At 68.7% G+C, this 24,731-nt stretch carries 28 protein-coding genes; 4 read left to right on the forward strand and 24 right to left on the reverse strand.

Annotation, left to right across the window (positions count from 1 at the left end; translation table 11 throughout):
- The 11 genes from NJ4_RS27205 to NJ4_RS17720 all read right to left on the reverse strand — a co-directional run.
- Nucleotides 1-156: FeoA family protein (locus NJ4_RS27205; protein WP_067438053.1), on the reverse strand; the 156-nt coding region annotated here is incomplete at its 3' end.
- The gene (locus tag NJ4_RS17675; RefSeq protein ID WP_067438055.1) at nucleotides 153-455 is read right to left on the reverse strand and encodes a helix-turn-helix domain-containing protein; all 303 of its coding nucleotides are present in this window, start codon (nucleotides 453-455) and stop codon (nucleotides 153-155) included. The genes NJ4_RS27205 and NJ4_RS17675, both read right to left, overlap by 4 nt.
- A 24-nt stretch (nucleotides 456-479) precedes the next feature.
- Nucleotides 480-707, reverse strand: a complete 228-nt coding sequence (locus NJ4_RS17680; protein ID WP_067438056.1) for a hypothetical protein — start codon at nucleotides 705-707, stop codon at nucleotides 480-482.
- Between the two features lie 12 nt (nucleotides 708-719).
- Nucleotides 720-2,369 (reverse strand): chaperonin GroEL, encoded by a 1,650-nt coding sequence (groL, locus tag NJ4_RS17685; protein ID WP_067438107.1) that lies wholly within the window; start codon nucleotides 2,367-2,369, stop codon nucleotides 720-722.
- Nucleotides 2,370-2,456: 87 nt separating this feature from the next.
- Entirely contained in the window at nucleotides 2,457-3,482 is a 1,026-nt protein-coding gene (locus NJ4_RS17690) for an NAD(P)-dependent alcohol dehydrogenase (protein WP_067438057.1), read from the reverse strand.
- Complete coding sequence (locus NJ4_RS17695) at nucleotides 3,479-4,252, reverse strand: iron-sulfur cluster assembly protein (protein WP_067438062.1); 774 nt, start codon at nucleotides 4,250-4,252, stop codon at nucleotides 3,479-3,481. Before NJ4_RS17695 ends, NJ4_RS17690 begins: the two co-directional genes overlap by 4 nt.
- Nucleotides 4,249-5,292, reverse strand: a complete 1,044-nt coding sequence (locus NJ4_RS17700) for an amidohydrolase family protein (RefSeq protein ID WP_067438063.1) — start codon at nucleotides 5,290-5,292, stop codon at nucleotides 4,249-4,251. Before NJ4_RS17700 ends, NJ4_RS17695 begins: the two co-directional genes overlap by 4 nt.
- 104 nt (nucleotides 5,293-5,396) lie before the next feature.
- Nucleotides 5,397-5,735, reverse strand: coding sequence for a propane 2-monooxygenase effector subunit MimD (gene mimD, locus NJ4_RS17705; RefSeq protein WP_157551204.1), 339 nt, complete (start codon nucleotides 5,733-5,735; stop codon nucleotides 5,397-5,399).
- Between the two features lie 2 nt (nucleotides 5,736-5,737).
- Nucleotides 5,738-6,844 (reverse strand): aromatic/alkene monooxygenase hydroxylase subunit beta, encoded by a 1,107-nt coding sequence (locus tag NJ4_RS17710; protein ID WP_067438065.1) that lies wholly within the window; start codon nucleotides 6,842-6,844, stop codon nucleotides 5,738-5,740.
- 61 nt (nucleotides 6,845-6,905) lie between these two features.
- A complete protein-coding gene (locus tag NJ4_RS17715) occupies nucleotides 6,906-7,955 on the reverse strand; it encodes an FAD-binding oxidoreductase (RefSeq protein WP_067438066.1) in 1,050 nt (349 codons plus the stop codon).
- 145 nt (nucleotides 7,956-8,100) lie between these two features.
- Nucleotides 8,101-9,738: a ferritin family protein gene (locus tag NJ4_RS17720; RefSeq protein ID WP_067438067.1), complete on the reverse strand. Its 1,638-nt coding sequence runs from the start codon at nucleotides 9,736-9,738 to the stop codon at nucleotides 8,101-8,103.
- A gap of 111 nt (nucleotides 9,739-9,849) precedes the next feature.
- Here NJ4_RS17720 and NJ4_RS17725 point away from each other — a divergent pair, with 111 nt between their 5' ends.
- Entirely contained in the window at nucleotides 9,850-11,538 is a 1,689-nt protein-coding gene (locus tag NJ4_RS17725; RefSeq protein ID WP_217996908.1) for a sigma-54-dependent Fis family transcriptional regulator, read from the forward strand.
- A gap of 25 nt (nucleotides 11,539-11,563) precedes the next feature.
- Here NJ4_RS17725 and NJ4_RS17730 read toward each other — a convergent pair whose 3' ends face one another.
- The 4 genes from NJ4_RS17730 to NJ4_RS17745 form a co-directional block, all read right to left on the reverse strand.
- Nucleotides 11,564-11,887: a putative quinol monooxygenase gene (locus NJ4_RS17730; RefSeq protein WP_067438069.1), complete on the reverse strand. Its 324-nt coding sequence runs from the start codon at nucleotides 11,885-11,887 to the stop codon at nucleotides 11,564-11,566.
- A gap of 31 nt (nucleotides 11,888-11,918) precedes the next feature.
- Nucleotides 11,919-13,313 carry an FAD-binding oxidoreductase gene (locus NJ4_RS17735; protein WP_067438072.1) on the reverse strand — a complete coding sequence of 465 codons (1,395 nt, stop codon included), beginning with the start codon at nucleotides 13,311-13,313 and terminating at the stop codon, nucleotides 11,919-11,921.
- Complete coding sequence (locus NJ4_RS17740; protein WP_067438074.1) at nucleotides 13,310-13,864, reverse strand: hypothetical protein; 555 nt, start codon at nucleotides 13,862-13,864, stop codon at nucleotides 13,310-13,312. The genes NJ4_RS17735 and NJ4_RS17740 overlap by 4 nt, the downstream gene beginning before the upstream one ends.
- A gap of 63 nt (nucleotides 13,865-13,927) precedes the next feature.
- Nucleotides 13,928-14,224, reverse strand: coding sequence for a hypothetical protein (locus NJ4_RS17745; protein WP_067438076.1), 297 nt, complete (start codon nucleotides 14,222-14,224; stop codon nucleotides 13,928-13,930).
- 163 nt (nucleotides 14,225-14,387) lie between these two features.
- Here NJ4_RS17745 and NJ4_RS17750 point away from each other — a divergent pair, with 163 nt between their 5' ends.
- A complete protein-coding gene (locus NJ4_RS17750; RefSeq protein ID WP_067438082.1) occupies nucleotides 14,388-15,002 on the forward strand; it encodes a hypothetical protein in 615 nt (204 codons plus the stop codon).
- 19 nt (nucleotides 15,003-15,021) lie between these two features.
- Nucleotides 15,022-15,648, forward strand: coding sequence for a maleylpyruvate isomerase family mycothiol-dependent enzyme (locus NJ4_RS17755; RefSeq protein WP_157551202.1), 627 nt, complete (start codon nucleotides 15,022-15,024; stop codon nucleotides 15,646-15,648).
- A gap of 18 nt (nucleotides 15,649-15,666) precedes the next feature.
- On the opposite strand, the gene NJ4_RS17760 is transcribed toward NJ4_RS17755, so the two are convergent.
- The 5 genes from NJ4_RS17760 to NJ4_RS17780 form a co-directional block, all read right to left on the reverse strand.
- A complete protein-coding gene (locus NJ4_RS17760; RefSeq protein WP_067438086.1) occupies nucleotides 15,667-16,032 on the reverse strand; it encodes a phosphomannose isomerase type II C-terminal cupin domain in 366 nt (121 codons plus the stop codon).
- Between the two features lie 97 nt (nucleotides 16,033-16,129).
- Nucleotides 16,130-17,536, reverse strand: coding sequence for a hypothetical protein (locus NJ4_RS17765; RefSeq protein ID WP_067438088.1), 1,407 nt, complete (start codon nucleotides 17,534-17,536; stop codon nucleotides 16,130-16,132).
- Between the two features lie 7 nt (nucleotides 17,537-17,543).
- Complete coding sequence (gene ygfZ, locus NJ4_RS17770; RefSeq protein WP_067438115.1) at nucleotides 17,544-18,506, reverse strand: CAF17-like 4Fe-4S cluster assembly/insertion protein YgfZ; 963 nt, start codon at nucleotides 18,504-18,506, stop codon at nucleotides 17,544-17,546.
- Between the two features lie 125 nt (nucleotides 18,507-18,631).
- Nucleotides 18,632-19,063 (reverse strand): Fur family transcriptional regulator, encoded by a 432-nt coding sequence (locus NJ4_RS17775; protein ID WP_067438090.1) that lies wholly within the window; start codon nucleotides 19,061-19,063, stop codon nucleotides 18,632-18,634.
- A gap of 18 nt (nucleotides 19,064-19,081) precedes the next feature.
- Complete coding sequence (locus NJ4_RS17780) at nucleotides 19,082-19,576, reverse strand: FABP family protein (RefSeq protein ID WP_067438091.1); 495 nt, start codon at nucleotides 19,574-19,576, stop codon at nucleotides 19,082-19,084.
- A gap of 71 nt (nucleotides 19,577-19,647) precedes the next feature.
- Between NJ4_RS17780 and NJ4_RS17785 the strand changes: the two genes are divergently transcribed.
- A complete protein-coding gene (locus tag NJ4_RS17785) occupies nucleotides 19,648-20,010 on the forward strand; it encodes a DsrE family protein (RefSeq protein WP_067438092.1) in 363 nt (120 codons plus the stop codon).
- A 92-nt stretch (nucleotides 20,011-20,102) separates the two neighbouring features.
- On the opposite strand, the gene NJ4_RS17790 is transcribed toward NJ4_RS17785, so the two are convergent.
- The 4 genes from NJ4_RS17790 to NJ4_RS17805 all read right to left on the reverse strand — a co-directional run bounded on the left by NJ4_RS17790 (nucleotide 20,103) and on the right by NJ4_RS17805 (nucleotide 24,672).
- The gene (locus tag NJ4_RS17790; protein ID WP_067438093.1) at nucleotides 20,103-21,839 is read right to left on the reverse strand and encodes a DUF4012 domain-containing protein; all 1,737 of its coding nucleotides are present in this window, start codon (nucleotides 21,837-21,839) and stop codon (nucleotides 20,103-20,105) included.
- Between the two features lie 102 nt (nucleotides 21,840-21,941).
- Nucleotides 21,942-22,334 (reverse strand): hypothetical protein, encoded by a 393-nt coding sequence (locus NJ4_RS17795; RefSeq protein ID WP_067438094.1) that lies wholly within the window; start codon nucleotides 22,332-22,334, stop codon nucleotides 21,942-21,944.
- Nucleotides 22,335-22,499: 165 nt separating this feature from the next.
- A complete protein-coding gene (locus NJ4_RS17800) occupies nucleotides 22,500-23,093 on the reverse strand; it encodes an arsenate reductase/protein-tyrosine-phosphatase family protein (protein WP_067438096.1) in 594 nt (197 codons plus the stop codon).
- Nucleotides 23,094-23,124: 31 nt separating this feature from the next.
- A complete protein-coding gene (locus NJ4_RS17805; RefSeq protein ID WP_067438098.1) occupies nucleotides 23,125-24,672 on the reverse strand; it encodes a sugar transferase in 1,548 nt (515 codons plus the stop codon).
- Nucleotides 24,673-24,731 lie beyond the last annotated feature (59 nt).

Consider the following 24,731-nt stretch of genomic DNA (forward strand, 5'->3'; position numbering starts at 1 on the left):
GTAGGCCCGCGGGTCCCCCAACGGGCTGGCCATCTCGGCGGTCACCTCGACGCCGGGCAGCACCCCGAGGTCCATCAGCCGCCGGCGCTCCGCACCGCGGGCGTCCAGGCCGGTCACCATCGCCCGGCCCGAGCGCGGCAGCTCGTCGAGGGTCATGACCGCGCCCTCGGCACGCCGCGGTGGCCGACGGCCGCTCGGGCGTGCTCCATGCCGTGCTCGGTCAGGGTCAGCCAGCCGTCGCCGTCGACCCGGACGAGACCGTGCTCGTAGAGGGCGCGCACCGTGTCCTCGGCGGCGGCGTTGGTGGTGCCGACACGGACCGCGATCGTCGCCACCCCGGACGGCTCGCGTCCGTCGGTGACGGTGAAGACCGCCCTCAGGAAGTCGACGTACTTGTGCTTCTCCTCGGGGTCACAGCAGCTCGCCGTGACCTGCGTGCTCGTTGTGATCGTCATGTCGTGACCCTAGAGAGATCCACGTCACACTCTTGTCGCAATCTGAGACGTCAGCAGGAGGGCGATACCGCCGATCAGCACCGCCGTCGCCAGGGCCAGCATCACCGGCGCGAGCCGGTTGCTGAGCCGGAGCCTGCCGGCCAGACACGTGGGCACCATCTCGGGGGTGACGTGGCCTGCTGCCGCATTGCGCAGCAGCAGGCTCGTCACGAGCAATGCACCCACGACCACCAGGAGCAGTCCGCTGTCCATTGCCCCGGCCCCTCAGTAGATGTTCGAGGGCCGGACCATGCCCTCGGCCAGGTCGCCGAAGCCGGGCGCCATGATCGCCCCGGGGTTGCCGAAGACTTCCTCGACGACAGCGGTCTCGGTCGTGATCAGCAGCGCGGCGATCGAGGCGGCGCTCTCCAGCGCGGCCCGGGTCACCTTGAACGGGTCGATGACACCGTCTACGAACATGTCGACGTACTCACCCGACAGCGCGTTGAACCCGTGCGCGGGCGGCAACGTGGCCACCTTCTCGACCACCTCGTCGCCGTCGTAGCCGGCGTTGATCGAGATCCAGCGCAGCGGCTCGGCCAGGGCTCGACGTACGACCTCACGGCCGACCGCGTCGTCGCCGGTCAGCTCCACCCGCGACACCGCGTCCTGGGCGTGCACGAGCGCGGCGCCTCCGCCGGCCACGACCCCTTCCTCGAGCGCGGCCCGGGTCGCGGACAGGGCGTCGTCGACGCGCAGCATCCGCTCCCTGAGCTCGACGCTGGTGGCGCCACCGACCTTGATCACCGCGACCGTGCCGGCCAGGCGGGCCAGCCTCAGCTGCAGGCTGTCCTGGTCGGCGTCGAGCCGGGCCCGCTCGAACTGGGTCTCCAGCTGCTTGATCCGGGCATCGAGCAGCTCCTTCTCGCCGTGTCCACCGACCATGGTGGTGTCGCTCTCGGTGATCGTGATCCGGTCACAGGAGCCGAGATGCGCGGCGGTGACCTCGCTCAGCTCGAGCCCGGTGTCCTTGGCGATCACCTGACCGCCCAGCGCCACCGCGAGGTCCTGCAGCTCGGCGACGCGGCGGTGCCCGAAACCGGGAGCGCGGACGACGACCGACTGCATGGTGTTGTGCATGTTGCCGCCGACCAGCAGCTGCAGCGCCGGCCCGTCGACGTCCTCGGCGAGGACCACCAAAGGCCGCTCGGCGCGCTTGGCGAGCTCGAGGGTCGGCATGATGTCCTGCACCTGGCTGATCTTCTTGTTGGTCAGCAGGATCACCGGGTTCGCGTAGACCGTCTCCATCTTCTCCTGGTCGGTGACCATGTAGCCGGAGATGTAGCCGTGGTCGAACTCGATGCCGTCGACCACGTCGACGGAGAGGCCCAGGGACTCGGACTCCTCGGTGGTGACGATGCCGTTGCGACCCACCCGAGCCACGGCCTCGGCGATGACCACACCGATCGACTCGTCGTCGCTGGCGGCCAGGGTGGCGATCCGCTCGAGGTCCTCCTGACCGGAGACGTCGACGGCCATCTCGGCCAGGGTCTCGATCAGGATCGGGATGGTGCGCTCGATGCCACGACGGACCCGCATCGGGTTGGCGCCGTTGGTGACCGCGGCCATGCCCTCGCGGACCATCGCCTGGGCCAGCACGGTCGCGGTCGTCGTACCGTCGCCGACCACGCCGTTGGTCTTCATCGCGACTTCCTTGACCAGCTGGGCGCCCATGTTGGCGAACGGCTCCCGCAGCTGGATCTCCTTGGCGATGGTCACCCCGTCGTTGGTGATGGTGGGCGGGCCGGTGAGCTTCTCCAGGACCGCGTTGCGCCCCTTCGGGCCCAGCGTCACCTTCACCGCATCGGCCAGTGCGTTCACACCGGACTCGAGCAGTCGTCGTGCGTCTTCGTTGAACCGCAGTTCCTTAGCCATGTCGAACAACCCTTCACGTTGAGATTTGGTTCGGTCTGTTGATGGGTGAATCGGGTGGAGCGGTGGAGCGATGGAGCGATGGAGCGGTCAGGGGACGAGAATCGCCCGGCCCCGGACCCGTCCCTGGTCGAGATCGTCGAGTGCCTGCTGGAAGTCCGCGAGCGGGTACGTCGTGGTGTGCAGGCGTACGTCGCCCCGGGCCGCGAGCACCATCAGCTCGGCCAGGTCGTTGTAGGAGCCGACGAGGTTGCCGATGAAGTTGATCTCGGTGGAGATCACGTCGATCGTCGGGACGTCGATGTTCTCGCCGTAGCCCACGACGAAGTAGTTGCCGGCCCGACGCAGCATCGCGACGCCCTCGGCGGTCGCGCCGCCCTCGCCGACGAAGTCGACGACCGCCTCGGCACCATTGCCGCCGGTGAGCTCAAGCACCTTGTCCACGTGACCGCCGTCGGCCAGGACCACGTGGTCGGCACCGATCTCGCTGGCCAGGTCGAGGGCGGCCTGATTGCGGTCCACGACGACGATGGTCGCCGCCGAGATCGCCTTCATCACCTGGATTCCGATGTGGCCCAGGCCGCCGGCGCCGATCATCACGCACACGTCCCCCGGCCTGGTCGCGGCCGCTGCCTTCGCGACCGCGTGGTACGCCGTCAGTCCGGCATCGGCCAGCGCCGCGACGTCGGCCGGCTCGAGTGAGTCGTCGATCTTCACGACGCTGCGCGCGTTGGTGAGCAGGAACTCGGCGTACCCGCCGTTGGTGTCGATGCCCGGGAACTGGCTGTTCTCGCAGTGCACGTCGTCACCGAACCGACAGGCCCGGCACAGGCCGCAGGTCATCAACGGGTGCAGGATCACCTTGTCCCCCACGGCCACGTTGGTGACCGCGTCGCCGACGGCGTGCACCCAACCGGCGTTCTCATGGCCGATCGTGTAGGGCAGCTCGACGCCCGACTTGGCCTCCCACTGCCCCTCGAGGACGTGGAGGTCTGTGCGGCAGACCCCCGCGCCACCGATCTTCACGACCACGTCGAAGGGCCCGGTGACCTCGGGGTCCGGCACCTCCGTCAGCTGCATCTTGGTGTGGTAGCCGACCACCTGCACTGCCTTCATGACGCGCTCCTTGCTGTGAGCCTGCTGCTGGTTCCGCTGCTGCTGGTTCCTCGGGTGTTGGTGATGCGGGTGGTCAGGTCGTCCTCGTCCGCGTAACGGGTGCCCAGGAGCCCCCGGCAGAAATGGGAGTTGCCCTCGATCGAGATCCGCACCGACTTCGCGAAGCGCAGCCGCAACGGCACCTCGTCCGGAGGCACCGGGACGTCGTGCTCGTCGACGAACACCCGCGCGTGCGGGCCGATGCCCAGGCCGATCGCCGTACGCCGGCGCAGCAACGCGTCCTTGATGTGCCCCCCCGGCAGGTTGTTGAGCCGCAGCCGGTAGACATCGGCGACAGTGAGCCCGGAGTTCTTGAGCCGCTCCTCGATGCAGCGCTCCATCGCCGCTGTGTGCGCCTTGACCTGGAAGGTCCGTCGCAGCTCGTCGAGGCTGTCCTCGGCCTCGCCCCCGAACGTGCCGCGATAGCCCGCGTCGGCCGCCAGCCCGGCGTTGATCTTGTCCGAGTCGTGATGGTCGTCGAGGAAGACCCGGACCTGACCGACGTCCTCAATGCGGCGCACCGCGTCGAGGGCGTCGGAGGTCATCAGATAGGCGAAGTTGGGTGAGCAGAACGACGTGGGCAGCCGCACGTGCACGGTGACGCCGACGTCGTCGATGTCGACCGACCGCACGAATCCCAGGTCGGTGATGGGCTCGTCGAGCTCCGGGTCGAGGACCGTCGAGAGCGCCTCCATCACCTCCGCCTCGAGAGACATGGCCACGATGGTCATGACGCCACTGCCTGCTTCGCGCCGGGAGCGACCTCCGTGTCGGCGTCGCCCGCCGAGGTCGGCAGCCGCAGGTGCTCGGGCACCTCGATGTCATAGAGCGCAGCGGCGTTGAGGCCGAGGATCTTCTTCTTCTGGTCGGTGGTGATCGGCGCGTAGTCGGTCAGGTCCTCGGGGATCTGGAAGTCCACGAACTTCTCGATCAGCCACTTCGGGGTCCACAGCGCGTAGTCGCTGGAGAAGGTCATCTTGTCCTCCCCCACCCAGTAGAGGAGCTCGCCGATCACCTCGGCGAAGTAGCGCGGCCTGGTGTGGATGAACGGCATCACGACCGACAGGCCGGCGTACACGTTGGACTCCTGGGTGGCGATCCAGCAGAAGTCCTCCAGCCGCGGGAGGCCGCAGTGCTCCACGATGAAGTTGAGGTCGAGGTAGTCCGAGGCCACGGCGTCGACGTCGTCGACGTTGAAGGCATCCTTGTCCAGCGGCTTGAGGGTCGGGCCCTTGTGCACGTGGATGTTGGTGATGCCCAGCTCGAGACACTTCTCGAGGTAGGTGCGGCACCCCGGGTCGCTGAGCTTGTAGCCGCGGGAGTCGCCGTGCCACTCGGCGGTGTAGAGCTTGACGCCGCGCAGGTTGAACTTCTCGGCGTCGGCCACGAGCTGCTTGAGCCCGGCCTCGCCGTTGCGCGGGTCGAAGGAGTGGTTGTAGGTCAGCTTGTCCGGGTGCTTCTGGACCAGGTCCCAGCTCTCGTCGGAGCAGGAGAACCCTCGCTTGTAGAACTCCATCAGCATCGTGGACTGGAAGATGGCGTGGTCGACGTACCCGTCCTCGAAGAGGTCCTTCATCAGACGCTCGCCGCCGTAGTAGACGTACTCGTCGTAGCTCCACTTCTCGGAGTCGGGACTGAGGTTGCTGTGGTAGTCGAAGAAGCAGTCGATGAACTCCTGCCCATGGACGTTCTTCTGGTTCTGCTTCCGCCCGTCCCACAGGTGGACGTGGCTGTCGACGATGAAGTAGTTCTCGCCATCCTTGGTGTACATGTCGTGCCTCAATTCTCGTGATCAGAGTGGGTCTGCTGGTGGTCTGTTGGAGTCCCGTCCGGAGCCACAGACCCGGACCCCGGACGGGACGTCAGTGGTGGAGCTCAGCTGCTGGCGGTGAGGTCGAAGCCGATGTACTCGGCCGCGTCCTCGGGGCTGGCGAACAACATGGTCTTGTCGTCCAGGTGCACCATCCGCCCGTAGTGCGTGGAGCTGATCTCTTCGAAGACCGAGCCGTCGAACTCCGTGCCAAGCGCGTCGGTCAGCTCGTCGTAGTCGAACTCGAGGAGCTTGACGCCGTCGACGCGGATCATCGAGGGGTACTCGGTGAGCTCCACGCCCTCCTTGTCGCCCATGACCTCCGCGACGACTCGTCCGATGGAAGTGTTCATCAGGGTGACGCCACACATGTTGGAGAACTCCGTGGCGGATCCGAATTGCATGTTCACTGGTCAAGCTCCTTCGGGGCGTCGAGGCCGAGGTCCTCGAGGACGGATACGAATTTCGAGTTGGCGTTCTCCTGGCTGGTCGCGAACGTGACCGGCTTCTCCGCGGCCTGCGACCAGATCGGCTGGAGCGCATGGGTGGCCTCCAGGCAGCGGGGCACCCACTTGGTGAGCCAGGTGCCGAAGAGCTCCTTGTTGGCCTCGCCGTGCTCCTCGTCCTGGGTGAGCATCCGGAACAGGGCCCTGGTGTAGCCCAGGTCGCGGTCGTAGTCGTACTCACCGGTGCCGACGATCGTAGGGGTGATGTAGTCGCCGTTGCGGGCCGCGACCTGCATCACCAGCTCGGTGCGGAAGAGCGATCCGACGAGCTGCTCGAAGATGATGTTGGTGGCGAACAGCAGCTCACACCAGTCACCGGTGGCGGTCAGCTGCTCGACGACCTCACGAGTCGGCTGCCACTCGGGCGCCTCCTGCCACACCTCCCTGTGCGCCTGACCCTCGAAGGGCACGTCGGCTTCGGAGAGGTCCAGGTTGAACAGCGCGAGGTCCTGGGCGAAACGCATCTTGTGGGCTGCGTTGACCGCCACCGCGGTGTTGATCATGTTGGTGGGACCGGAGCGCTGGATGGAGCTGAACACGTGCAGCGCCAGGCCGTTCTCGGCGTGCATCCAGGCACCGACGTTGCGTTCGAGGAACTTCAACCAGGACGGGCTCCAGTGGTCGTAGACACCGGCCCGCTTGGCATTCTTCAGGCACAGCTCGACCTGGTGGACGACCTTGGAGTTGTTGCGGTAGATCGACTGCTCCCACTCCTCGTTGGGATCCAGGAACTTGTGCCAGTCCGCCGACTTGGCCGTGGTCCATTCCTTCGGGTAGCCACCGGGGCCATCGCCGAAGCCGTAGATCCAGCCCTGGCTGAGGTGCCGCTCAGGGTCAGGCTGTACGTCGACGGTCACGTCCTCGTACATCGTGGCCCGCAGCTTGGCCGGCTTGTAGTAGTTGTAGCTGCGGCTCTTCGAGCTGGGGAAGGTCAGCGCTCCGGCTTCCGAGTCGGTGAACTCGATCTTCGGAAAGCTCCGTTCCTTCTGATCGGTGATGTCTGCCATGTCTTTCAACTCCTTGGTTGATCTGCCTGGTTGATCTGCCTGGTTGATGCTTTGGTGCTACTCAGTCCGCGGTCACGGGGCTGGTGAACGAGTCGTGGAAGACCTGGTCCTTCGGCACCCCGTGCTGCTCGAGGAACTCCATCGCCGCGTCGACCATCGGCGGCGGACCGCACAGGTAGACCTCGGCCTTGTTCAGGCTCTCCTCGCGGCGGGCCACCACGTCGGTGACGTTGCCGGCCTCGGCCTCGAACGGGTACGCCTCGGGGTCCTCAGGCATCGACTCAGACAGGCAGACGACGAACTCGAAGTCCCGCAGGCCCTTGCCGATCGTGTTGATCAGGTCGACGTAGAAGAGGTCGTCGGCCGTCCTCGCGCCGTAGTAGAAGCGCACCGGCCTCGTGCTCTCGGTCTCCTGGAGGCACCGGAGCAGGGACAGGATCGGCGCCATGCCCGCGCCGCCGCCGATGCAGACCACCGGCAGGACGTGTCCCTCTTTGAGGGTGAACGACCCGTAGGGGCCGGTCAGCTTGATCTCGTCGCCGACCGACAGGCCGTCGTCGAGCAGGGCGGAGAACTTCCCACCCGGGTACTTCTTGATCAGGAACTCGACCTCGCCCGGTGTCGACTGGGTCGTCGCCATCGAGAAGGAGCGGGTCTCTTCGGAGCCCGGGATGGTCAGGTCGGCGTACTGCCCGGGCTTGAAGTCGTACGTCGTGGGCTCGGCCGCCGTCAGTCGCAGGGACACGATGTCGCGGGTCATCGGCTCGATCGCCGCGATCCGGGTCGTCACGTCCTGGATCGGGACGCCGCCGAGCAGCTCGTCCTCGTCGAAGTTGAGCAGCTCGATGGTGCAGTCGCTGTAGGCGTGGGCCCGGCAGAGCAGGACGTAGCCCTCGTCGACCTCGGCGTCGTTGCAGGCGAACGTGGAGTAGCGCTCCATCTGGATCTCGCCGTCCAACACGTAGGACTTGCAGGCCGAGCACTGGCCTTCGCGGCAGCCGTGCATCAGGTGGATGCCCTGGCGGAACGCGGCGTCCAGGATCTTCTCGTCCTCGCCGACGTCCATCTCGATGTCGACGGGCTCGAAGTAGATCTTGTGCGTCTCGGACATGGGGGCTCCTCTCGTCGTGATGCTTCGTTGTCCGTGGGGGGGCGGGTTGGCGGGAAGGTTGTCGGCAGGGTTGGCGGCGCCGCTGATTCGTGGCGGCGCCGCCAACCCGTGCTGGCCGAGAGTCCCGGCGGCGGACGTTGGTCGCTCAGGCGATCTTCGACATGTCGTTCAGCCGGTACTCGGCGATGTGCTTCTCGCGCTCGTCGTCGGACATCTGGTTCAGGAGCACGTTGGGGCTCATGAACTGGATGCCGCGCACGTCGTCGAGGGTCCACATCTTCTTCGGGTCATCGAGGTGGAGGTGCGGCTGACCGATGAGGGTCTTGCCGTCGTCGCGCACATAGCCCAGGTCCTCGACGATGTCGGCGAGGTCCTTGTCGTGGTGCAGCGTCTCCCACTCGCGGAAGCCGGTGAGGCGACCCATGTTGGGCGTCTCGCGACCCTCGTACTCCGAACGGAACGCGACCGCGTCGGTCCAGTGGCAGGTCTCGGAGCAGTAGGTCTTCCACTGACCGTCGACCTTCTCGCACACGGTGTCCTCGCGGATGAGGCACGGCACCATGCAGGTCCAGCAGCGGTGCGGGTAGTTGTACCCCACGTCCTCGAAGGCGATCGGCTTGTTGTTGCCCGGGTAGGCGAGGCGGTTGTAGTTCTCCCACCAGCCGCCGAACTTGCTGTACCAGCCTGGGTACTTCTCCTCGAACCACTCGAAGTCCGTGTCGGTCATCGTGTCGATCCGCCAGTAGTTGACCGGCCAACCGGTGGCGAAGAACTGCGCGACGCGGTGCACGTAGTCCTTGTTGACGATCCGGTTCCAGGCCTCCTCGACCAGGTCGTGCGGGATGGTCAGCCCGTACTTCTCCAGCGGGAGGAGGTAGCTGCGGTAGTAGTCGTCGTAGATCCAGCGACGCCACATCTCCGCGTAGCTCTCGCGGTCCTTGCGGCGGTCCTTCGTGCCGTACTCGATGAAGGTGCCGATCGCGGCGTCGACCACGCAGTGGTTGTTCCACCAGGCGTAGCGCATGTCGCGCTCGAGGAGGGGCCGGTTGCGCTCGTCGGCCAGCGCCATCAGCAGGATGGAGTAGCCGTTGGAGATGTGTCGGGACTCGTCGGATTGCACCGAGTGGAAGACGGTCGGCAGGAGGTAGTCGCCGTTGGCGGCCGCCTCGTCCGGCATCGCCACGAACAGGGTGTTCGTGAACGCCGTCTCGGCCACCACCGTCAGGTAGATGTTGGCCGCGGTGATCGCGTCACCGGTGATGAAGCCCTCGCCGAACTGACGACCGATGGTGCCGGCGTAGTTGTTGGCGAACGCCTTCTCCGTCATGTCGAACCCGGCCGGGTCGATGTAGTTGTTCATGTACAGCTTCTTGAGGTTCATCTGGATCGTCGAGTGGCGCACCTCGTCGATCATCTGGACCGCAAGCCCGTTGTGGATCTCCGGGTTCGGCACCGCGTCGATGGCCATCGGCATGGCCCGGGCGGCCGAGATCTCCGGGAACGGGATGATCGAGAGGAACAGCTTCTGCCACTCGAGCCAGCGCTGCTGGACCTGGCGGAACATGTTGCCGCGGATGGCGCCGTCCATGGCGCCGTAGACGCGGTTGTCCTTCTCCTCCTCCATCGGGAAGTAGGACCGCATGATCTGCTTGAGCGGGTCCTTCTTCGGTGCCTTCTCGAACGTGTAGTCGGTGCCGAAGCGCGTTGCCGGGGTGGCGAAAGTCGGCTCCCAGGTGAGTTCGCTGATCTTCGCGTGGGCCTTGGTGAGACTCTGTCTGCTCATCGTGCCTCCTAGGTCGGGGCGGGGTGAGCACTGATGAAACCGGTGGGCGAACCCCGGTCCTGTCTCAATGTGAGACGTGAGTCACACGCGACCGGAGTAGCGTTCTTCTACGTGAGCAACGTCCGCCCCTTCATCCGCATCTCGTGGGAGCGATCACTCGCCTCCCTCGTCGACACGGACCATCCCGACCCGGCCTACGTGGAACGCGTGACCGAGTCGGTGTTGCAGCGCGCCGCCCGGCCGGTGCTGGCCTCGCTCTCGGACGAGCTCGCCAACGAGCCGGTCTGCCTGATCCTCACCGACGCCAAGGGCGTCGTCCTCGACCGCGGCGGCGGTGACTCCACCCTGCTCAGCGCACTCGACACGGTGCACCTCGCCCCGGGCTTCCGCTACGGCGAGCAGGATGTCGGCACCAACGGCATCGGCACCGCCCTCGAGATGGGCGCCCCGATCCTCATCGACGGCGGGGAGCACTACACCGGGAACCTGCGCCAGTTCTCCTGCGCCGGCGCCCTGATCAACCACCCGGTGACCGGGGCACTGCTCGGCGTCATCGACATCACCACCGAGGCCGCGAACACCAACCCGCTGCTGATGAGCTTCGCCAAGCTGGCGGCCCGGCGGATCCAGGAGCGGATCCTGGAGGAGGCCAACGAGCTCGACGGTGCGTTGCTCGGCGGCTACTACGCGGCGTGCCGTCACTCCGGCGGACCGGTGATCGCTGTCGCCGAGAAGATCTTCATGATGAACGCGCTGGCTCAGCAGCACTTCGACGCCACCGACCAGGCCGCCCTGATCGACCAGACCCGGGAGGCGGTGGGTCGGGTCAACCCGTGCACCCTGGTGGCCGACCTGCCCAGCGGGATCACCGCGCGCCTGGCCTACCAACCGACGTTCGTGGGCACGGCGCTGGCCGGAGGCATCATCCAGATCAAGGAGCAGCACGCTCCCCGCAACCTGCCGGCGCCCCGGCGTCCGCCGGCCCTGCCGGGGATCGCCGGGGCCAGCGCGGTCTGGAGGCACGTCACCCAGGAGCTGGTCGATGCGGTCACCAAGTCGGAGTGGGTGGTGCTCCAGGGCGAGCCCGGAGCGGGTACGTCGACGCTGATCGCCGCGGCGCACCAGCACTGCGCCTCCGCGCACCACCTGACCCTCCTGGACGCCGAGGCGGTCGGCGACGACCTCGTCGACCTGGCCCGCGCGGAGCTCTCCGAGGGCTCAGACCTCGTGGTCCGCCATGCTCACCTGTTGACCGATGACCAGCTCGCCGAGCTCGCCGTCCTGTTCCAGGAGATCCAGGGCGCCTCCGCGGTCCGCGACCCCTGGGTGGCCCTCACCACGCGGGAGGACGACCTCAACGACGACGACAGCCGCCTCCACCTGCTGCACTTCTTCCCGCGGACGGTGTCGGTGCCACCCCTGCGCCACCACCTCGAGGACGTGCCCGCACTCGTGCGGCTGCTGCTCAACCGGGCCGGCGCCCCCGAGCTGATCCTGTCCAAGGCAGCGATGAACCAGCTCATGCGGCTGCCGTGGACGGGCAACGTCACGCACCTGAAAGAGACCCTGGCCATGCTCGTGCGCACCCGACGCTCGGGTGTCGTGGACGTGGCTGACCTGCCCCCCGAGTGCCGGTCGACCACCCGTCGCAGCCTGTCGCGACTGGAGGTCCTCGAGCGCGACGCGGTGGTCGAGGCGCTCACCACCCACGGCGGCGACAAGGTGGCCGCCTCGGAGTCACTGGGCATGTCCCGGGCGACGATCTATCGCAAGATCCGCGACTACGGGATCATCACCTGACCCGCCGCCCGTGTGACGCGCCGGTTCAGTCGACGGCCAGCTCGCCCAGCCGCGACCAGTCGGTGCCGGGCGCCTCGAGGGAGACGATGCGCGGGGTCTCGACCAGGTGCGGCGGCAGGTGCTCCTGCGCGTCCTTGAAGTGCTGAGACCCGACGTGGGCGGCTCCGGCGTCGCCGTCACGGAACGCCTCGACCAGCACGAACTCGGTCGGGTCGTCGAGGCTGCGTGACCAGTCGAACCACAGGCAGCCCTCTTCGGCCCGGGTGGCCTCGGTGAACTCACGGGTGATCTCGGGCCAGGCGTCGACGCTCTCGGGGCGGACCAGGAACTTCGCGGTGATGAAGATCATTGCCCCAGCAAACCATGCCGCCGGTCGGTTCTCAGTCTCGATTTGAGATCTCGAGCACCGCCCCCGGGTTGAGCCGGCCGTACGGATCGAGCGCGGACTTGATCGCGGCGTGCACGGCCAGGGCCGTGGGGTCGAGCTCGCGCGCCAGCCACTCCCGTTTCAACCGGCCGACACCATGCTCCCCGGTCACCGTTCCGCCGAGCTCGAGCGCCGCGCGGGTCATCTCGTCGAACGCGGCCCGTGCGGTCGTCGTACTCTCCGGGTCGGCGGCGTCGAAGATCACGGTGGGGTGCAGGTTGCCGTCACCGGCGTGCCCGAAGACACCGATCACGATGCCGAGTCGTTGGCTGATCTCCTCGACGGCCGCGATCAGGTCCACGATTCTCGACCGGGGCACTGCGACGTCATCGAGCAGCCAGTCGCCGAGACGCTCCAGGGCGGGAAGCGCGAGTCGGCGGGCCTCGAGCAGCTGGTCGGCCTCGGCCGGGTCGGCGCTGCGGGCCACGTCGACCGCACCGCGCTCGCCGCAGACCCGCTCGACCCGGTCCAACAGCGTGGCGGCGTCCCGGTCGTCGCCCTGGATCAGCAGCAGCGCGGCCACCTCATCGCCCAGGCCCATGCGTGCCAGCTGGTCGACGGCCTGCACGGTGGTGCGGTCGAGGATCTCCAGCAACGAGGGCGTCAGGCCGGCGCCGGTGATGTCGGAGACCACCTCACCGGCCGCCCGGAGCGTGGCGAAGGACGCGACCAGCGTGTGACGGGGGGCCGGCGCGGGCACGAGCCGGACCGTGATCTCGGTGATCACCCCCAGGGTCCCCTCCGACCCGACGAAGAGCCGGACGAGGTCGTAGCCCGCGACGCCCTTGACCGTACGCCGCCCGGTCCGCATCACGCGTCCGTCGGCGAGCACGATCTCGAGACCGATCACGAAGTCGCCGGTGACGCCGTACTTCACGCAGCACATGCCGCCGGCGTTGGTGGCCGCGTTGCCGCCGACCGTGCACTGCTCCACGCTGCCCGGGTCGGGCGGATAGAACAGCCCGGCCTCCTCGGCCGCGGCCCGCAGGGTGGAGGTGATCACACCGGGCTGCACGACCGCGATCCGGTCGGCCACGTCGAGCTCGAGGATCTCGTCCATCCGGTGCAGTGACAGCACGGCCGATCCGGCGTCGGCGTTGGCCGCGCCGCTGAGACCACTGCCGGCGCCCCGGGCCACCACCGCGACGCCGAGCTCGTGCAGCGTCTTCATGCAGAGGGCGACCTCGGCCGTGGAGCGTGGCATCAGCACGGCGAGCGGGAGGCCGCTCTCGGTGAACCGGGACTGGTCGCGCGCGTAGGAGGCGACGACGTCGGGGTCTGTCACGACGAGGCCGCCGGGCAGGCGGTTCCTCAGCGTGGCTGCGACATCGAGGTCGCGCGAGCTCATTCGGCAGAGACGAGGCGCCACGCGGGCACGAAGCCGTCACCGATGCGCCGGTCCCACAACCGGAAGGTCGCCTGCAGGCTCTCCGCGGTCTCGGCGGAGGCCTGGTTCTGGGGACCGGACGCGAGCGCCAACAGCCCGTAGTGGAACAACGAGGCCACCTGGGCGTCCGGCGTCTCCTTGAGCCGCTCCAGCTCACCGACCACGGCGCCGATCAGACGGGTCACGAGCTGGTGCACCCCGTGTCCCCCGCGCTCGGCGAACCGGTGCGCGCCGGCCACGACCGCCGTCCGGGCCGGCACCGCGACGGCATCCTCGTCGCCCGGTTCCACGGGCGCCTCGATCGCCGCCGAGTCCGCCGCGGCCCTGAGCAGCAGGCTGACCACCGCGGTGCCGTGCTCGATCGAGTACGGCGCGACCGGCGCATCGGGGCCCATGAGGTGGACGGCCAGCGCGTCGAGATAGATCAGCTCCATGGCCGGCATGGCCTCCACCGCCAGGCCAGCCAGCGCCGTGACGCTCTCGCCCTGCCAATCCTTCGATGACGCGTTCATCCGACACTCCTCTGCTCGTCCGGGACCGCACCAGTCAACCGGGATCGGGCTGGCCTCGGAGTCTCAATCTGAGACGCGGGCGAGCAGCCCGGAGCTGACCCACATGGTCACGATCGCCCAGCCCTCACCGTCGGGCGCGGCGACCGCGATGTTGCCCTCCCAGTCGGCACCGGGGCTGACCTGGCGCCACTCGATGAGCAAGGCAGCCTGCCGACCGTGCGGGCCGGCGTACCAGCAGTGCTTGAGAGCCGGCGTGGTCCGGTCAGGCGTGACCCCCGGATGTGGCTCGACGGGAGCAGCGTTGCGGCGGGTGGCGGCGACGCGCTCGGCCATCGTGCCGTGGTCGCCGCGCCTGTTCATGCCTCCCGCCACGGTGGGTTCCTTCTGTTGATCTCGGCAGACGCGACCAGGCCTGCCCCCGGCCAGGCTCCACCTCACCAAGTAGAATCGAACAGATGTTCGAAGTCAATTGGGGGGAACCGGATCGGCCACCAGCTGGACCGAGCACCCTAGGATCACCTCCGTGATCAATCGACGGGGGCCCGACGCCACGCTGCTGATGCGCAGACGGCGTCCGTGGGCGCGGATCGCCCTCGGCGCCCTGGCCCTGGTGCTGGCCGCCAGCGCCGGCGTCGCGCTCTCGCTCGCCAAGCCCTGGCAGGACGAGCCGAACGCGCTGTCCGCTCCCTCCGACAGCCCCTCGACCACACCGTCCACCCAGCCCACGACCTCACCCAGCGGCATCGACGGGATGCGCTTCGTCTTCCCCTCGCTCGATCGTGACTTCGACGCCTGCCGGACCGGGCGTCCCTACGGCGCGAAGATCAACGCGATGGGCTGCATCGAGCGCTTCGCGGGCGCACTGACCGAGACCGTCTACTCGGAGTGGAGCAGCCACGCGGCGATGCTGCGGCACTACCGCGGGAAGTACGGCACGCAAGGAGTACGCCGAGGAGAGCTCGTCTACTTCGGGCCGTCGTACATCACGAACCAGACCACCAAGATGCAGTACTCGGTGGCCTACGCCGCGGCCCACCCCTTCTCGGTCACGGTGACCGCCGACGTCGAGCGCGAGCCGCCGGTGCGCCAGGCGATGGCGCGGGTGGAGTGGCGGCCGACAGTGGAGATCGCGGACTGACCGCGCGAGAATGGGGGGTATGGCCCAGCTCAGCGCAATGGCCGCCGACGAGCGGCGCGATCTCGCGGACTTCCTGGAGACCCTCACCGACGAGGAGTGGGAGCGACCGTCACTGTGTCCGGGATGGTCGGTGCGCGACGTCGCCGGCCACGTGCCGAGCTACGACATGCTCGGCTGGCCGGCCTTCCTGGCCATGTTCGCACGGTCAGGCTTCTCGCTCGACCGCTGCAACCGGACCCGGATCGAGCAGGTCCGTGGCACGCCCACCACCGAGCTCGTCGAGCGGCTGCGCACGTACGCCGTCCCGCGGGGCATCACGTCGATGTTCGGCTCGGCCATCGCGCTGACCGACGCCGTGATCCACCACCAGGACATCCGCCGGGCCCTGGGCCGCCCACGCGAGGTGCCGCCGGAGCGACTGCTCGCCGCACTGGAGTTCCTGCCTCGTGCGCGGGTGCTGCCATCGCCGCAGAACCTGCGCGGTCTCCGGGTGATCGCGACCGACCTGGACTGGTCCAGCGGAGAGGGACCCGAGGTGCGCGGTCCGGGCGAGGCGTTGGTCGTGGCGTTCGCCGGACGACCCGCGGCGTTGGACGAGCTCGAGGGCTCCGGTCTCGACACCCTGGCCGCACGCGTGCGTGGGTGACGGCGCACCCCAGCCCGATCAGGCCTTGGCTTCCTCGTCCTCGCGGCCGTAGTCGTCCTCGAGTCGGCAGATGTCGTCCTCGCCGGTGTAGGCGCCGTGCTGCACCTCGACGATGACCAGTTCTTCGGAGTGCTCGTTGGTGATGCGGTGTGCGGCTCCGACGGCCACGTCGATGGACTCACCCGGGCCGGCCACGATCGTCTCGCCGTCGATGACACACGTGGCGATGCCGAAGATGATCACCCAGTGCTCAGAGCGGTGCTTGTGGGTCTGGTAGGACAGCCGCTGACCGGGCTTCACCTGGATCCGCTTGACCTTGTAGCCCTGGCCCTCGTCCAGGACGTGCCAGGATCCCCACGGACGCTCGGCTGAATCGAGAGTCATACCTATCCATTCCTTCGACGGCCATTCCTTGACTGCCCATCCTTCGACCGGCATCGCGGGACAGCCTACGGGTCGAGGGTTCGCGCGACCAACAGGCTCATGCTTTGATGGCCGGGCCACGCGCCAGCCACCAGCCCGCCGTACGACGCTGCCACCGAGGCGCCGTCGTCGAGCGGCTCACCCACGTCAGTCCGGGCGACCCGGTCATCCCCATCGCATAGAGGCGCGCGCGGGCCAGCCGCAGCCGTACGTCGGTCAGGCCGGTGCGCAGGACGTGGTCGGCCAGCTCGGAGAGCGACGTGTGCGCGTAGGCCGCCGTCACCCGTGTGGCGACCCGCGGATCGGGGTCGTCGAGCAGCTGCACGATGCGCAGCACGTGCCGGTCGCACGACACGTGCGAGAGCAGCTCGGCGGCACGCCGGCGCAGGGCCGGGGCCGTGCCGTTGGCGGAGATCAGGTCGAGGAGGCCGTCGCCGACGCCCGGGTGGAACGGCGAGGCGCTGAGCAGCAGCGAGGCCCGCCAACGCCACTCGTCGTCAGGCGCGAGCAGGGCCTCGTGGAGCACCACCCGGAGCTCGTCGACGACCGGGTCACCCGCGTCGGTGGCGATCGCGGAGTCCATCAACGCCCAAGGCATCAGGGCCCCGATGACCGCGTCGTCGCGGGCACCGCGGTCCTCCTCGTCGGCGGGCTCCCCCGGGGGCGGAGCGGGGGTCACGATGCGTACGTCGCGGGCCAACGCCGCGCTCAGTCCCGGCGGCAACGCCTCGATCAGTTGACCGAAGACCGCCCTGGCCTCGACCGGGTCGGACCGCCAGCCGGACAGCACCGCGAGCAGCACCCGCGACCGCTCGTCGGCGTCGAACGCCCCACGCTCGAGCACCCGCGTGGCCAGGCCGGCGGCGAACGAGCGTTGTATCCGGGAGCGCGACGGGTCGAGCAGCTCGAGGATCAGCTGGTGCGACGCGGCCGTGTCGATCTCGTCGAGCAGCCCGATCGGCTCCAGCAACGCCGGGCCGTCGACGTCCTCCACGGTGAACCGGATGCCCTCGACCATCCGGTCACTCAGCTCCGGCACGGCGGCGATGTCGAGGGCCGCGCTCCGCATCAGTCGGAACGCGTGCTTGACCCCGCGCGGCAGGGCACCGGTCAGCTGCTGGACCAACGCATCCATGCGGTCGTCGTACGGCACGGCGTCGGGGCGCTCGCGGACCAGCGCGCCGACCTGGCGCCACTGGACGGCGGTGGCCCGCCCGTCGAGCGCGGCACCGAGGAGTACGTCGACCTCGGCGCGGGTGCGTGCCTGCGCCGGGACCCTCACGATCGGGGCGCCCGCGGGGCCGACCAGGTCGACCAACGAGGAGAGCTGGCCCTCGGGGAGGCCGCAGAGCTGCTCGGTCGCCACGCAGTCGGCGTACGCCGGCTCGCTGCTGAAGGTGGTCGCGACGCCGGCGTGCTGCTGCCACGCCGTCAGGAGCCACCCGAGACGGCGGCGCGCGATCACCGGAGGGTCAGCCGCGGAGGTTGGGTCGCACGTGCAGCCCGGCGTCGGGGTCGACGATGACCTCCTGGCCGGCCGGCATGCCGTCGACGGTGAGCTCGGTGTCGACGGGCACGTTGCGCTTGATCATCGCCAGCGCGATCGGGCCCAGCTCGTGGTGGCGGGCCGAGGTGCCGACGAAGCCGATCGCCTTCTCGCCGTGGTGCACCTCGGCGCCCTGCTCGGGCAGCCGGTTCTCGGAGCCGTCGAGGTGCAGCAGGGTCAGCCGGCGCGGCGGACGACCCAGGGTGTGCACCCGGGCGACCGTCTCCTGGCCGCGGTAGCAGCCCTTGTCGAGATGCACCGCGGTGGTGACCCACCCGGCCTCGTTGGGGATCGTGCGGTGGTCGGTGTCGAGGCCGAGCCGGGGCTCACCACGCGCGATGCGCAGCGCCTCGAACGCCCAGAGCCCCGCCGCCGGACCGACCGCCTCGGCGTACGCGGTGAGCCGGTCGCGCGGGACCAGCTCGTAGCCGTCGAACGGGACGCCGATGCGCTTGGCCGGCCGCCAGGTCACCGCGGTGTCGGCGGTGACGTCGTCGATCTCGACCCGCATCATGAAGCGCATCTTGAGCAGGAAGTCGATCAGCGGCTGCGCCTGGCCGGGCTCGACGTGGGCGGTGAAGGTCTCGGTGTCGGCGTCGTCCGCGCCGTACATCGCGTGCTCGACGTGCCCCTGCGGGCTCAGGATCAGCGCCATCGTCGGGCGCCCGGAGCCGAGCTCGCTCTCGTGCTGGGTGGTCAGGTTGTGCAGCCAGGTCAGCCGGTCGGGACCGGTCAGCCGGATCACCTCGCGGTGGGAGAGGTCGACGAAGCCCTCGTCGGCCTCGAGGGCGCGCTGCTCGGTGTTGAAGGACCCGTAGTGGGCGGCGACACCGGCGTCGATGCCGTTGCCGGAGACCGCACCGGGGAGGTCGAGGAGAGGGCTGATCACCACTCCAGACTACGTCGTCCCGGGGAACCCCCATTTGGGGGTCGTCGCCGCTTGGCGTCTGGTTTATCGTGGATCTCTGGAGCGGGTCGCAGCCCTCCCCCCGATTGGGCTGCGGCTCGCTTCTTTCACTGCTGCCGGTTCTGTCCCGCCTCGCAGTCGACGCAGTGGCCGAACATCGCCAGGTGCCCGAGGTCGGGCACGAAGCCCTGCTCGGCACGCAGCCGCTCGACGACCGGCCCCATCACCGCCGGATCGACCGAGGTCACCTTGTGGCAGCCGCGGCAGACCAGGTGGAAGTGCTCGTGCCCGCCGACCGAGTGGTACGTCGGAGCGCGGTCGCTGAGGTGGGTGTGGCGCACCAGGCCGAGCTCCTCGAGCACCTCGAGGTTGCGGTAGATCGTGGACGCGTTGACCGCCGAGGCGTGGGTGCGCACCTCGGCCAGGATCTCGTCGGGTGTGGCGTGGCCGAGGGTCTCCACCGCGCGCAGGATCAGCTCGCGCTGGGCCGTCAGCCGCTTGCCGCTGGAGCGGATGCGATCGGCGAAGTCACCGCTCATCGGTCGCTCACCGCCGGCTCACTGCCTCTGGAGGCGCGCCCAGATGTGCGGCTGCAGGGCCTGACCCATGGCGGCCATGTCGAACGCGTAGAGCAGGTCACCCTCGACGTACCCGTAGAGACGTTTGCCGCCGGTGTACTCCTTGGCGGTCTCGGTGCGGGCGATCGCATCGGTGACGATCTCCATCCGGGCCTCGCCGGCGGTGCCGTACCAGATCTCGGTGAAGCCGGTGTTGTGCGCCATCACCACCTCGACCTTGCCCTCGGGCTTGCAGCGCACGAACCCGGTCTCGATCGCGGCGTCGCGGACCTTGTTGCCCTCGCCGTCGACGACCCAGGCGCGCGCCATGTAGTGGAAGAACGGTCGCCCGTCGTGGGTGAAGATCAGCTCCTGGCCGAACTCGAACTTCTCGATCGTCGGATAGTCACCGTGCCCGTTGCCGCGCCAGGTGCCGAGCATCCAGGCGATCGGGGCGCAGTCGGGGTGCAGGTTGTCAGGGAGCTCGAACGGCATGGGCCGCAGTCTAGTGCCGTGCGTCCGCGGTCCGGTGATGTGTGGCCGGTGGTGTCACCTAGGGTTGCCGCATGGCTCGCAGACTGGTGATCAAGGTGACCTGTGGCGTCGAGGACCCCGAGCGCTGCAACCAGGCGTTCACGGTGGCGGCCGCGGCCGCCGTCTCCGGCGTCGACGTGTCGTTGTGGCTCACCGGCGAGGCCGCCTGGTTCGCCGTGCCCGGCAAGGCCGAGGAGTTCTCCCTGCCGCTGGCCACTCCCCTGGCCGACCTGCTGGCCACCGTGCGCGAGCTGGGCCGGGTCACCCTGTGCACCCAGTGCGCCGACCGCCGCTCGATCACCGCGGACGACGCCCACGACGGCATCCGCATCGCCGGGGCCCCGGTGTTCGTCGAAGAGTCGCTCGAGGACGGCGTACAAGCCCTCGTCTATTGATAGTCCCTGACGTTCGGACCCCAACTTCGGGATAGTCCCTGACGTTCGGACCCCTCGGGTTCAGGGGGTCCGAACGTCAGGGACTATCCAGGTCAGCAGCTGGACGTGACACTGGAGGACTCGTTCTCGGCGGCGGTGCCGGGGGTGACGTCGACGCGGGTGTCACCCTCGGCGCCCTCGGCGCCGACCATCCGGAAGGTGACCTCGCGGCGGTCGTTGGGGTGGAAGAGCAAGGACAGCGAGGCGACCTCGTGTCCCTCGTGCTCGAGGTAGGTCACCGGCAGCTCCTGGCCGTCGAGGAAGACGCCGTTGAAGCGACCGCCCTCGGGGGCATAGATGTGCATCGCCAGGAACATGTCGCCCTTGGGCACGATCGCGTCGCCGGGGCCGGTGACGTATTCGCTGAGGTCGGCGATGCCCTCGGGGGTGTCGGAGAGCATCTTGACCTTGCCCGAGTAGCGCTGGGCACCCTTGGCGCAGCCGGTGGTGTGCACCGAGACGTCGTAGTCGAGGTAGTAGGACATCTTCGAGCCGGTGCCGTCGTTGAGGTAGACGCCGACCCGCGGGCCGTCGGACTCGTCCAGGAAACGGCCGGCCACGACCGTGTCGGAGATCACCTCCTCCTCGGTCTCGTCGAACGAGGTGACCAGCAGGCGGTGCTCCTCGGCGCTGCGGGCCAGGCCCTCGAGCAGCTTCTGCGGCGACGCGGCGCCGGCGGCGAACTTGTCGAAGACCGCCTTGGCCACGTGGGCGAAGAACTCGTTCTGCGCGACCGGGTCCTGCACGCGGACGTAGATCTTGTTCAGCAGCTCGTCGACCGCGTTCTCGGAGGTCAGCTGGACCCCGTCGATGGTCATCGGGCCGGTGCCCTTCATCAGGTAGGACAGCGCGACCGGGTCGATCGACATCACACCGTCGAGGTCCTGCTTGAACTCACGCTTCCAGTGGGCGGCCATCAGCTCGGCCGTGCGGGGGAAGTGCGGGGTGAAGTTGGCGTCCTGGAAGTAGTCGCCGACCTGGCGGCCGAAGAGCGCCGTCTCCTCGGCGGTGATCGGCGTGGGCGGCTTGCCCTCGAGGTAGGGGAAGTCGCCGGCGGTGACCTGGCGGACCATCTCGATCTTGCCGTCGTCGGTGGTGACGATCGCGCCGGCACTGGGTAGCCCGCCCGAGGAGCGCAGCTCGGCGTTGTTCTGGAAGACCAGCAGGTAGCGGCGCTTGCCGTCCTTGCCGAGCATGGTCGGGAGTACGTCGGTCGCGGTCGAGGCGGCATCCATCGACCGGCTGGCCCGGTGGATCTGATCGGCGAGGTCGTCGAAGGACGCCTTGAACGAGCCGACGAAGTTCTCCGAGTCGACCCTGGACAGCCGCGCGTCGGCGTCGGTGAAGGAGCCCGACGCGTTGTCGATCGGCGCCTGGGTGGACTCCAGCGCCGCGATCGAGAGCCGGCCGTCCCGGGGGGTGAAGCTGCCCGCCTCGAGGTCGGCGGCGGAGTCGACCAGCGGGGGCAGGCCCTTCTCGGACAGGTCGGCCAGCACATCGCTGACCACCTTGACTCCGTCGGCGTCGTCGCCGAAGAGCGGCAGCACGCCGAACGTGGACCACAGCGGCCCGTCGGTGCGCTCGGCGGCCGAGGTGCTGTGCTCCTTGAGGTCGGCCAGCGCGGACTCGGCGGCCGACTGGTCGCCCGCGGTCAACGCCGAGCGCAGCCTGGTCGCGTCGTTCTGCGCGGCGGTCAGGTCGCTGCGCACCTGCCAGACCCGCCAGCCGGCGTAGGCCACGAAGGCAAGGACGACAACGAGGGCAGGGATCACCCAGTAGCGACGACGCATCAGATCACTTTTCCAAGACGGTTTTTCCCGAAACGGCCACTGCCTCCCGGTTGGCACCGGGAGGCAGTGGTCAGGGGTTCAGCAGTGCAGCAGGTGCTGCGGTCAGCGCACGGTGACGCGGGTGCGCTCGGTGGTGGTGCTGTAGCGCGCGGCGAACTTGCCGCGCGGGGACACGATCAGCGAGATCGTGTACTTGCCCTTCTTGAGCCTGAAGCCCAGGCGGGTGAAGCGCTCGGTCGTGTAGCGGAACCTGTTGAAGACGATCTTGCCCTGGGCGTTGCGGATGATCACCTGGGTGCGGGTGTCCGGAACGCCGAAGCCGTTGGTGGCGATCGCGAGACGGATGCGCGCGACGTGCTTCGGGGCCTTGATCGGCTTCGCGTCGGCGAAGGTGTTGATGGACGGCGTGTAGGGGTCAGCGTTCGCTGCGCCGCCGACGAACGAGATGCCGGTGACGAGCAGGAACGCGGCCACCAGGCCGGAGAGAAGCTTCATGTGTGCTCCATGCAAAAAAAGTAGTGGGACGCTCGTGCCCCCCAAACGGGCTGTCGCGCTGAACATTAACCGACCCACCCCCGAATACAGGCATCGAACAGCAAATCTGGGACGTCTGTCAGGGGGTGCTCACCAAACACCACCCGAACGGACTACTCCGCCCAGTCAGATCGGGTCACGCAGGATCTCCGACAGGCGACTCACGCGGTCGGTCATCAGCTCGGCCACGGCGTCGAACGTGGCCGGCGAACGGCCGATCGGATCCGCGACGTCGTACTCCTCCAGGCGCAGCGTGCCCCGCCCGCGGGAGCATTCCTCGACGAGGTGGTGCAACGCCTGATCGCCTTGCAGGGTTGGCGAATCAGCCCGTTTGCCCGGTTGTACGTCGCCCGCGGCGCGATGGGCCTCCGCAAGCTCGACGAACTCGGTCAACGTGAAGGTACGCCGCAGCGCGCGCGGCGACTCCTCCAGCAGACGCGAGCGGATGTCACGGGTGGCGGCCAGGATCAGCGCGGCGCCGTCGGCGATGGCCGGCGTGAACTGGCGGGCCACGAAGCCCTCGGCGCTGCCGCCACGGGCCTCGAGCGTGCGGGTCGACTCCGGGTGCATCCCGCGACCCTTCATCGCCCGCACCCCGGCACTGGCCACCTCGAAGCCGGCACCGATGCCGAGCTCGTCGAGCCGGTGGGTCAGCAGCCGCTCCCCGAATGGTGACCGGCACACGTTGCCGATGCACACGAACAGGACGGGGAAGGTCACCCGTCAAGGCTATCCGGGGGCGCCGGGTCGCTCAGTAGGCGCCCTTGCTGAGCAGCACGGCCCGGACCGTCTTCAGCAGGATGATCACGTCACCGATCAACGACCAGTTGTCGACGTAGTAGAGGTCCATCCGCACGGCCTCCTCGAACGGGAGGTCGCTGCGCCCGGAGACCTGCCACAGCCCGGTCAGCCCGGGGCGGACCAGCAGCCGACGGTGCATGTCGACCGGGTAGTCCTCGACCTCGGTCGGCAGCGGCGGCCGCGGGCCGACCACGCTCATCGACCCGGAGAGCACGTTGAACAGCTGGGGCAGCTCGTCGAGGGAGTACTTGCGCAGGAACGAGCCGAACCGGGTGACCCGCGGGTCGTCCCTCATCTTGAACAGCACACCGTCGGTCTCGTTGAGCGCGGTCACCTCGGCCAGGCGCCGGTCGGCGTCGACCACCATCGAACGGAACTTCAACATCGCGAAGGTGCCGCCGTCGCGACAGCTGCGGGTCTGCCGGTAGAACACCGGGCCGCCGTCCTGCAGCTTGATCACCAGCGCGATCAGGGCCATCACCGGTGCCGCCACGAGCAGCATCGCCGCGGCCACGATCACGTCGAAGATGCGCTTGACCAGCCCGCCGGCGCGACCGACCTGCGGCTTGTCGACGTGCACCAGCGGCAGGCCGCCGACCTGGCGCATGTGGATGCGGGGCCCGGCCACGTCGATCAGCCCGGGAACCACGACCAGGTCGACGTCGAGGTCCTCAAGCTGCCAGCCGATGCGGCGCAGCGCCTGGGAGGAGCTGTGCCCGCCGCCGGCCACCAGCACGGTGTCGGCGCCGGTCAGCTCGCAGGCGCCCACGATGTCGTCACTGCCGCCGAGGATCGGGACCGCCGGGTCGCCGCCCAGCTCGCCGAGGTGATGGGAGGGCACACAGGCCCCGACCAGGGTGTAGCCGGCCCAGGAGAGCCGCTCGAGGCTGGCCTTCACCTCGTCCAGCGCCGCCGGGGAGCACACCGCGATCACCCGGGCGTGCAGCCGGCCGGTCTGGCGCAGGTGGTGCAGCACCTTGCGGACGGCGTACCGCACCGAGAGCAGCAGCACCGTGCCCACCACGAAGCAGAGGATGACGTAGCCGCGCGAGATCGTGCTGCGGCTGAGGAACGAGACGGTGCCGACCGCGCCGACGGCCAGCGCGGAGGCGACCGCGACCCGGCGGAACTCCTCGGTGCCGCCGCCGAGGTTGCGTCGGGCGTAGGCGCCACCGAGGGCCAGGCAGGCCAGCCAGATCAGGAAGACGAACGGGGCCATCCCGTTGAGGACGGCGAACTCTAGGTAGGTGTCGTTGTCCATCACGACGTCGAGCCGGGCACGGAACGAGACCGCGATGAACGCGGTCAACCCCAGCACCAGCACGTCGCAGAGGAAGACGACCGCCATCACGCGCGAGAGGCGGCGGGCCAGCGGCGTACGCCGTGGCGTCACGTCGAGGTCGGCGGCCGAGATCTGCTCCCCGAGGACGGTGTCGACCCGGCGAGCGCGCGGGACGGCAGCGTCCAGTGTGACCGTGCGCGGAGCGAACTCCGTCATGCTCGACCTCATTCCCGGTGGGGGCTCCCTCGCGGAGGTCAACGAACGATGTGGAGCGA

The organism is Nocardioides jensenii JCM 1364 = NBRC 14755 (genome assembly GCF_001552535.1).
Classification (GTDB): Bacteria; Actinomycetota; Actinomycetes; order Propionibacteriales; family Nocardioidaceae; genus Nocardioides; species Nocardioides jensenii.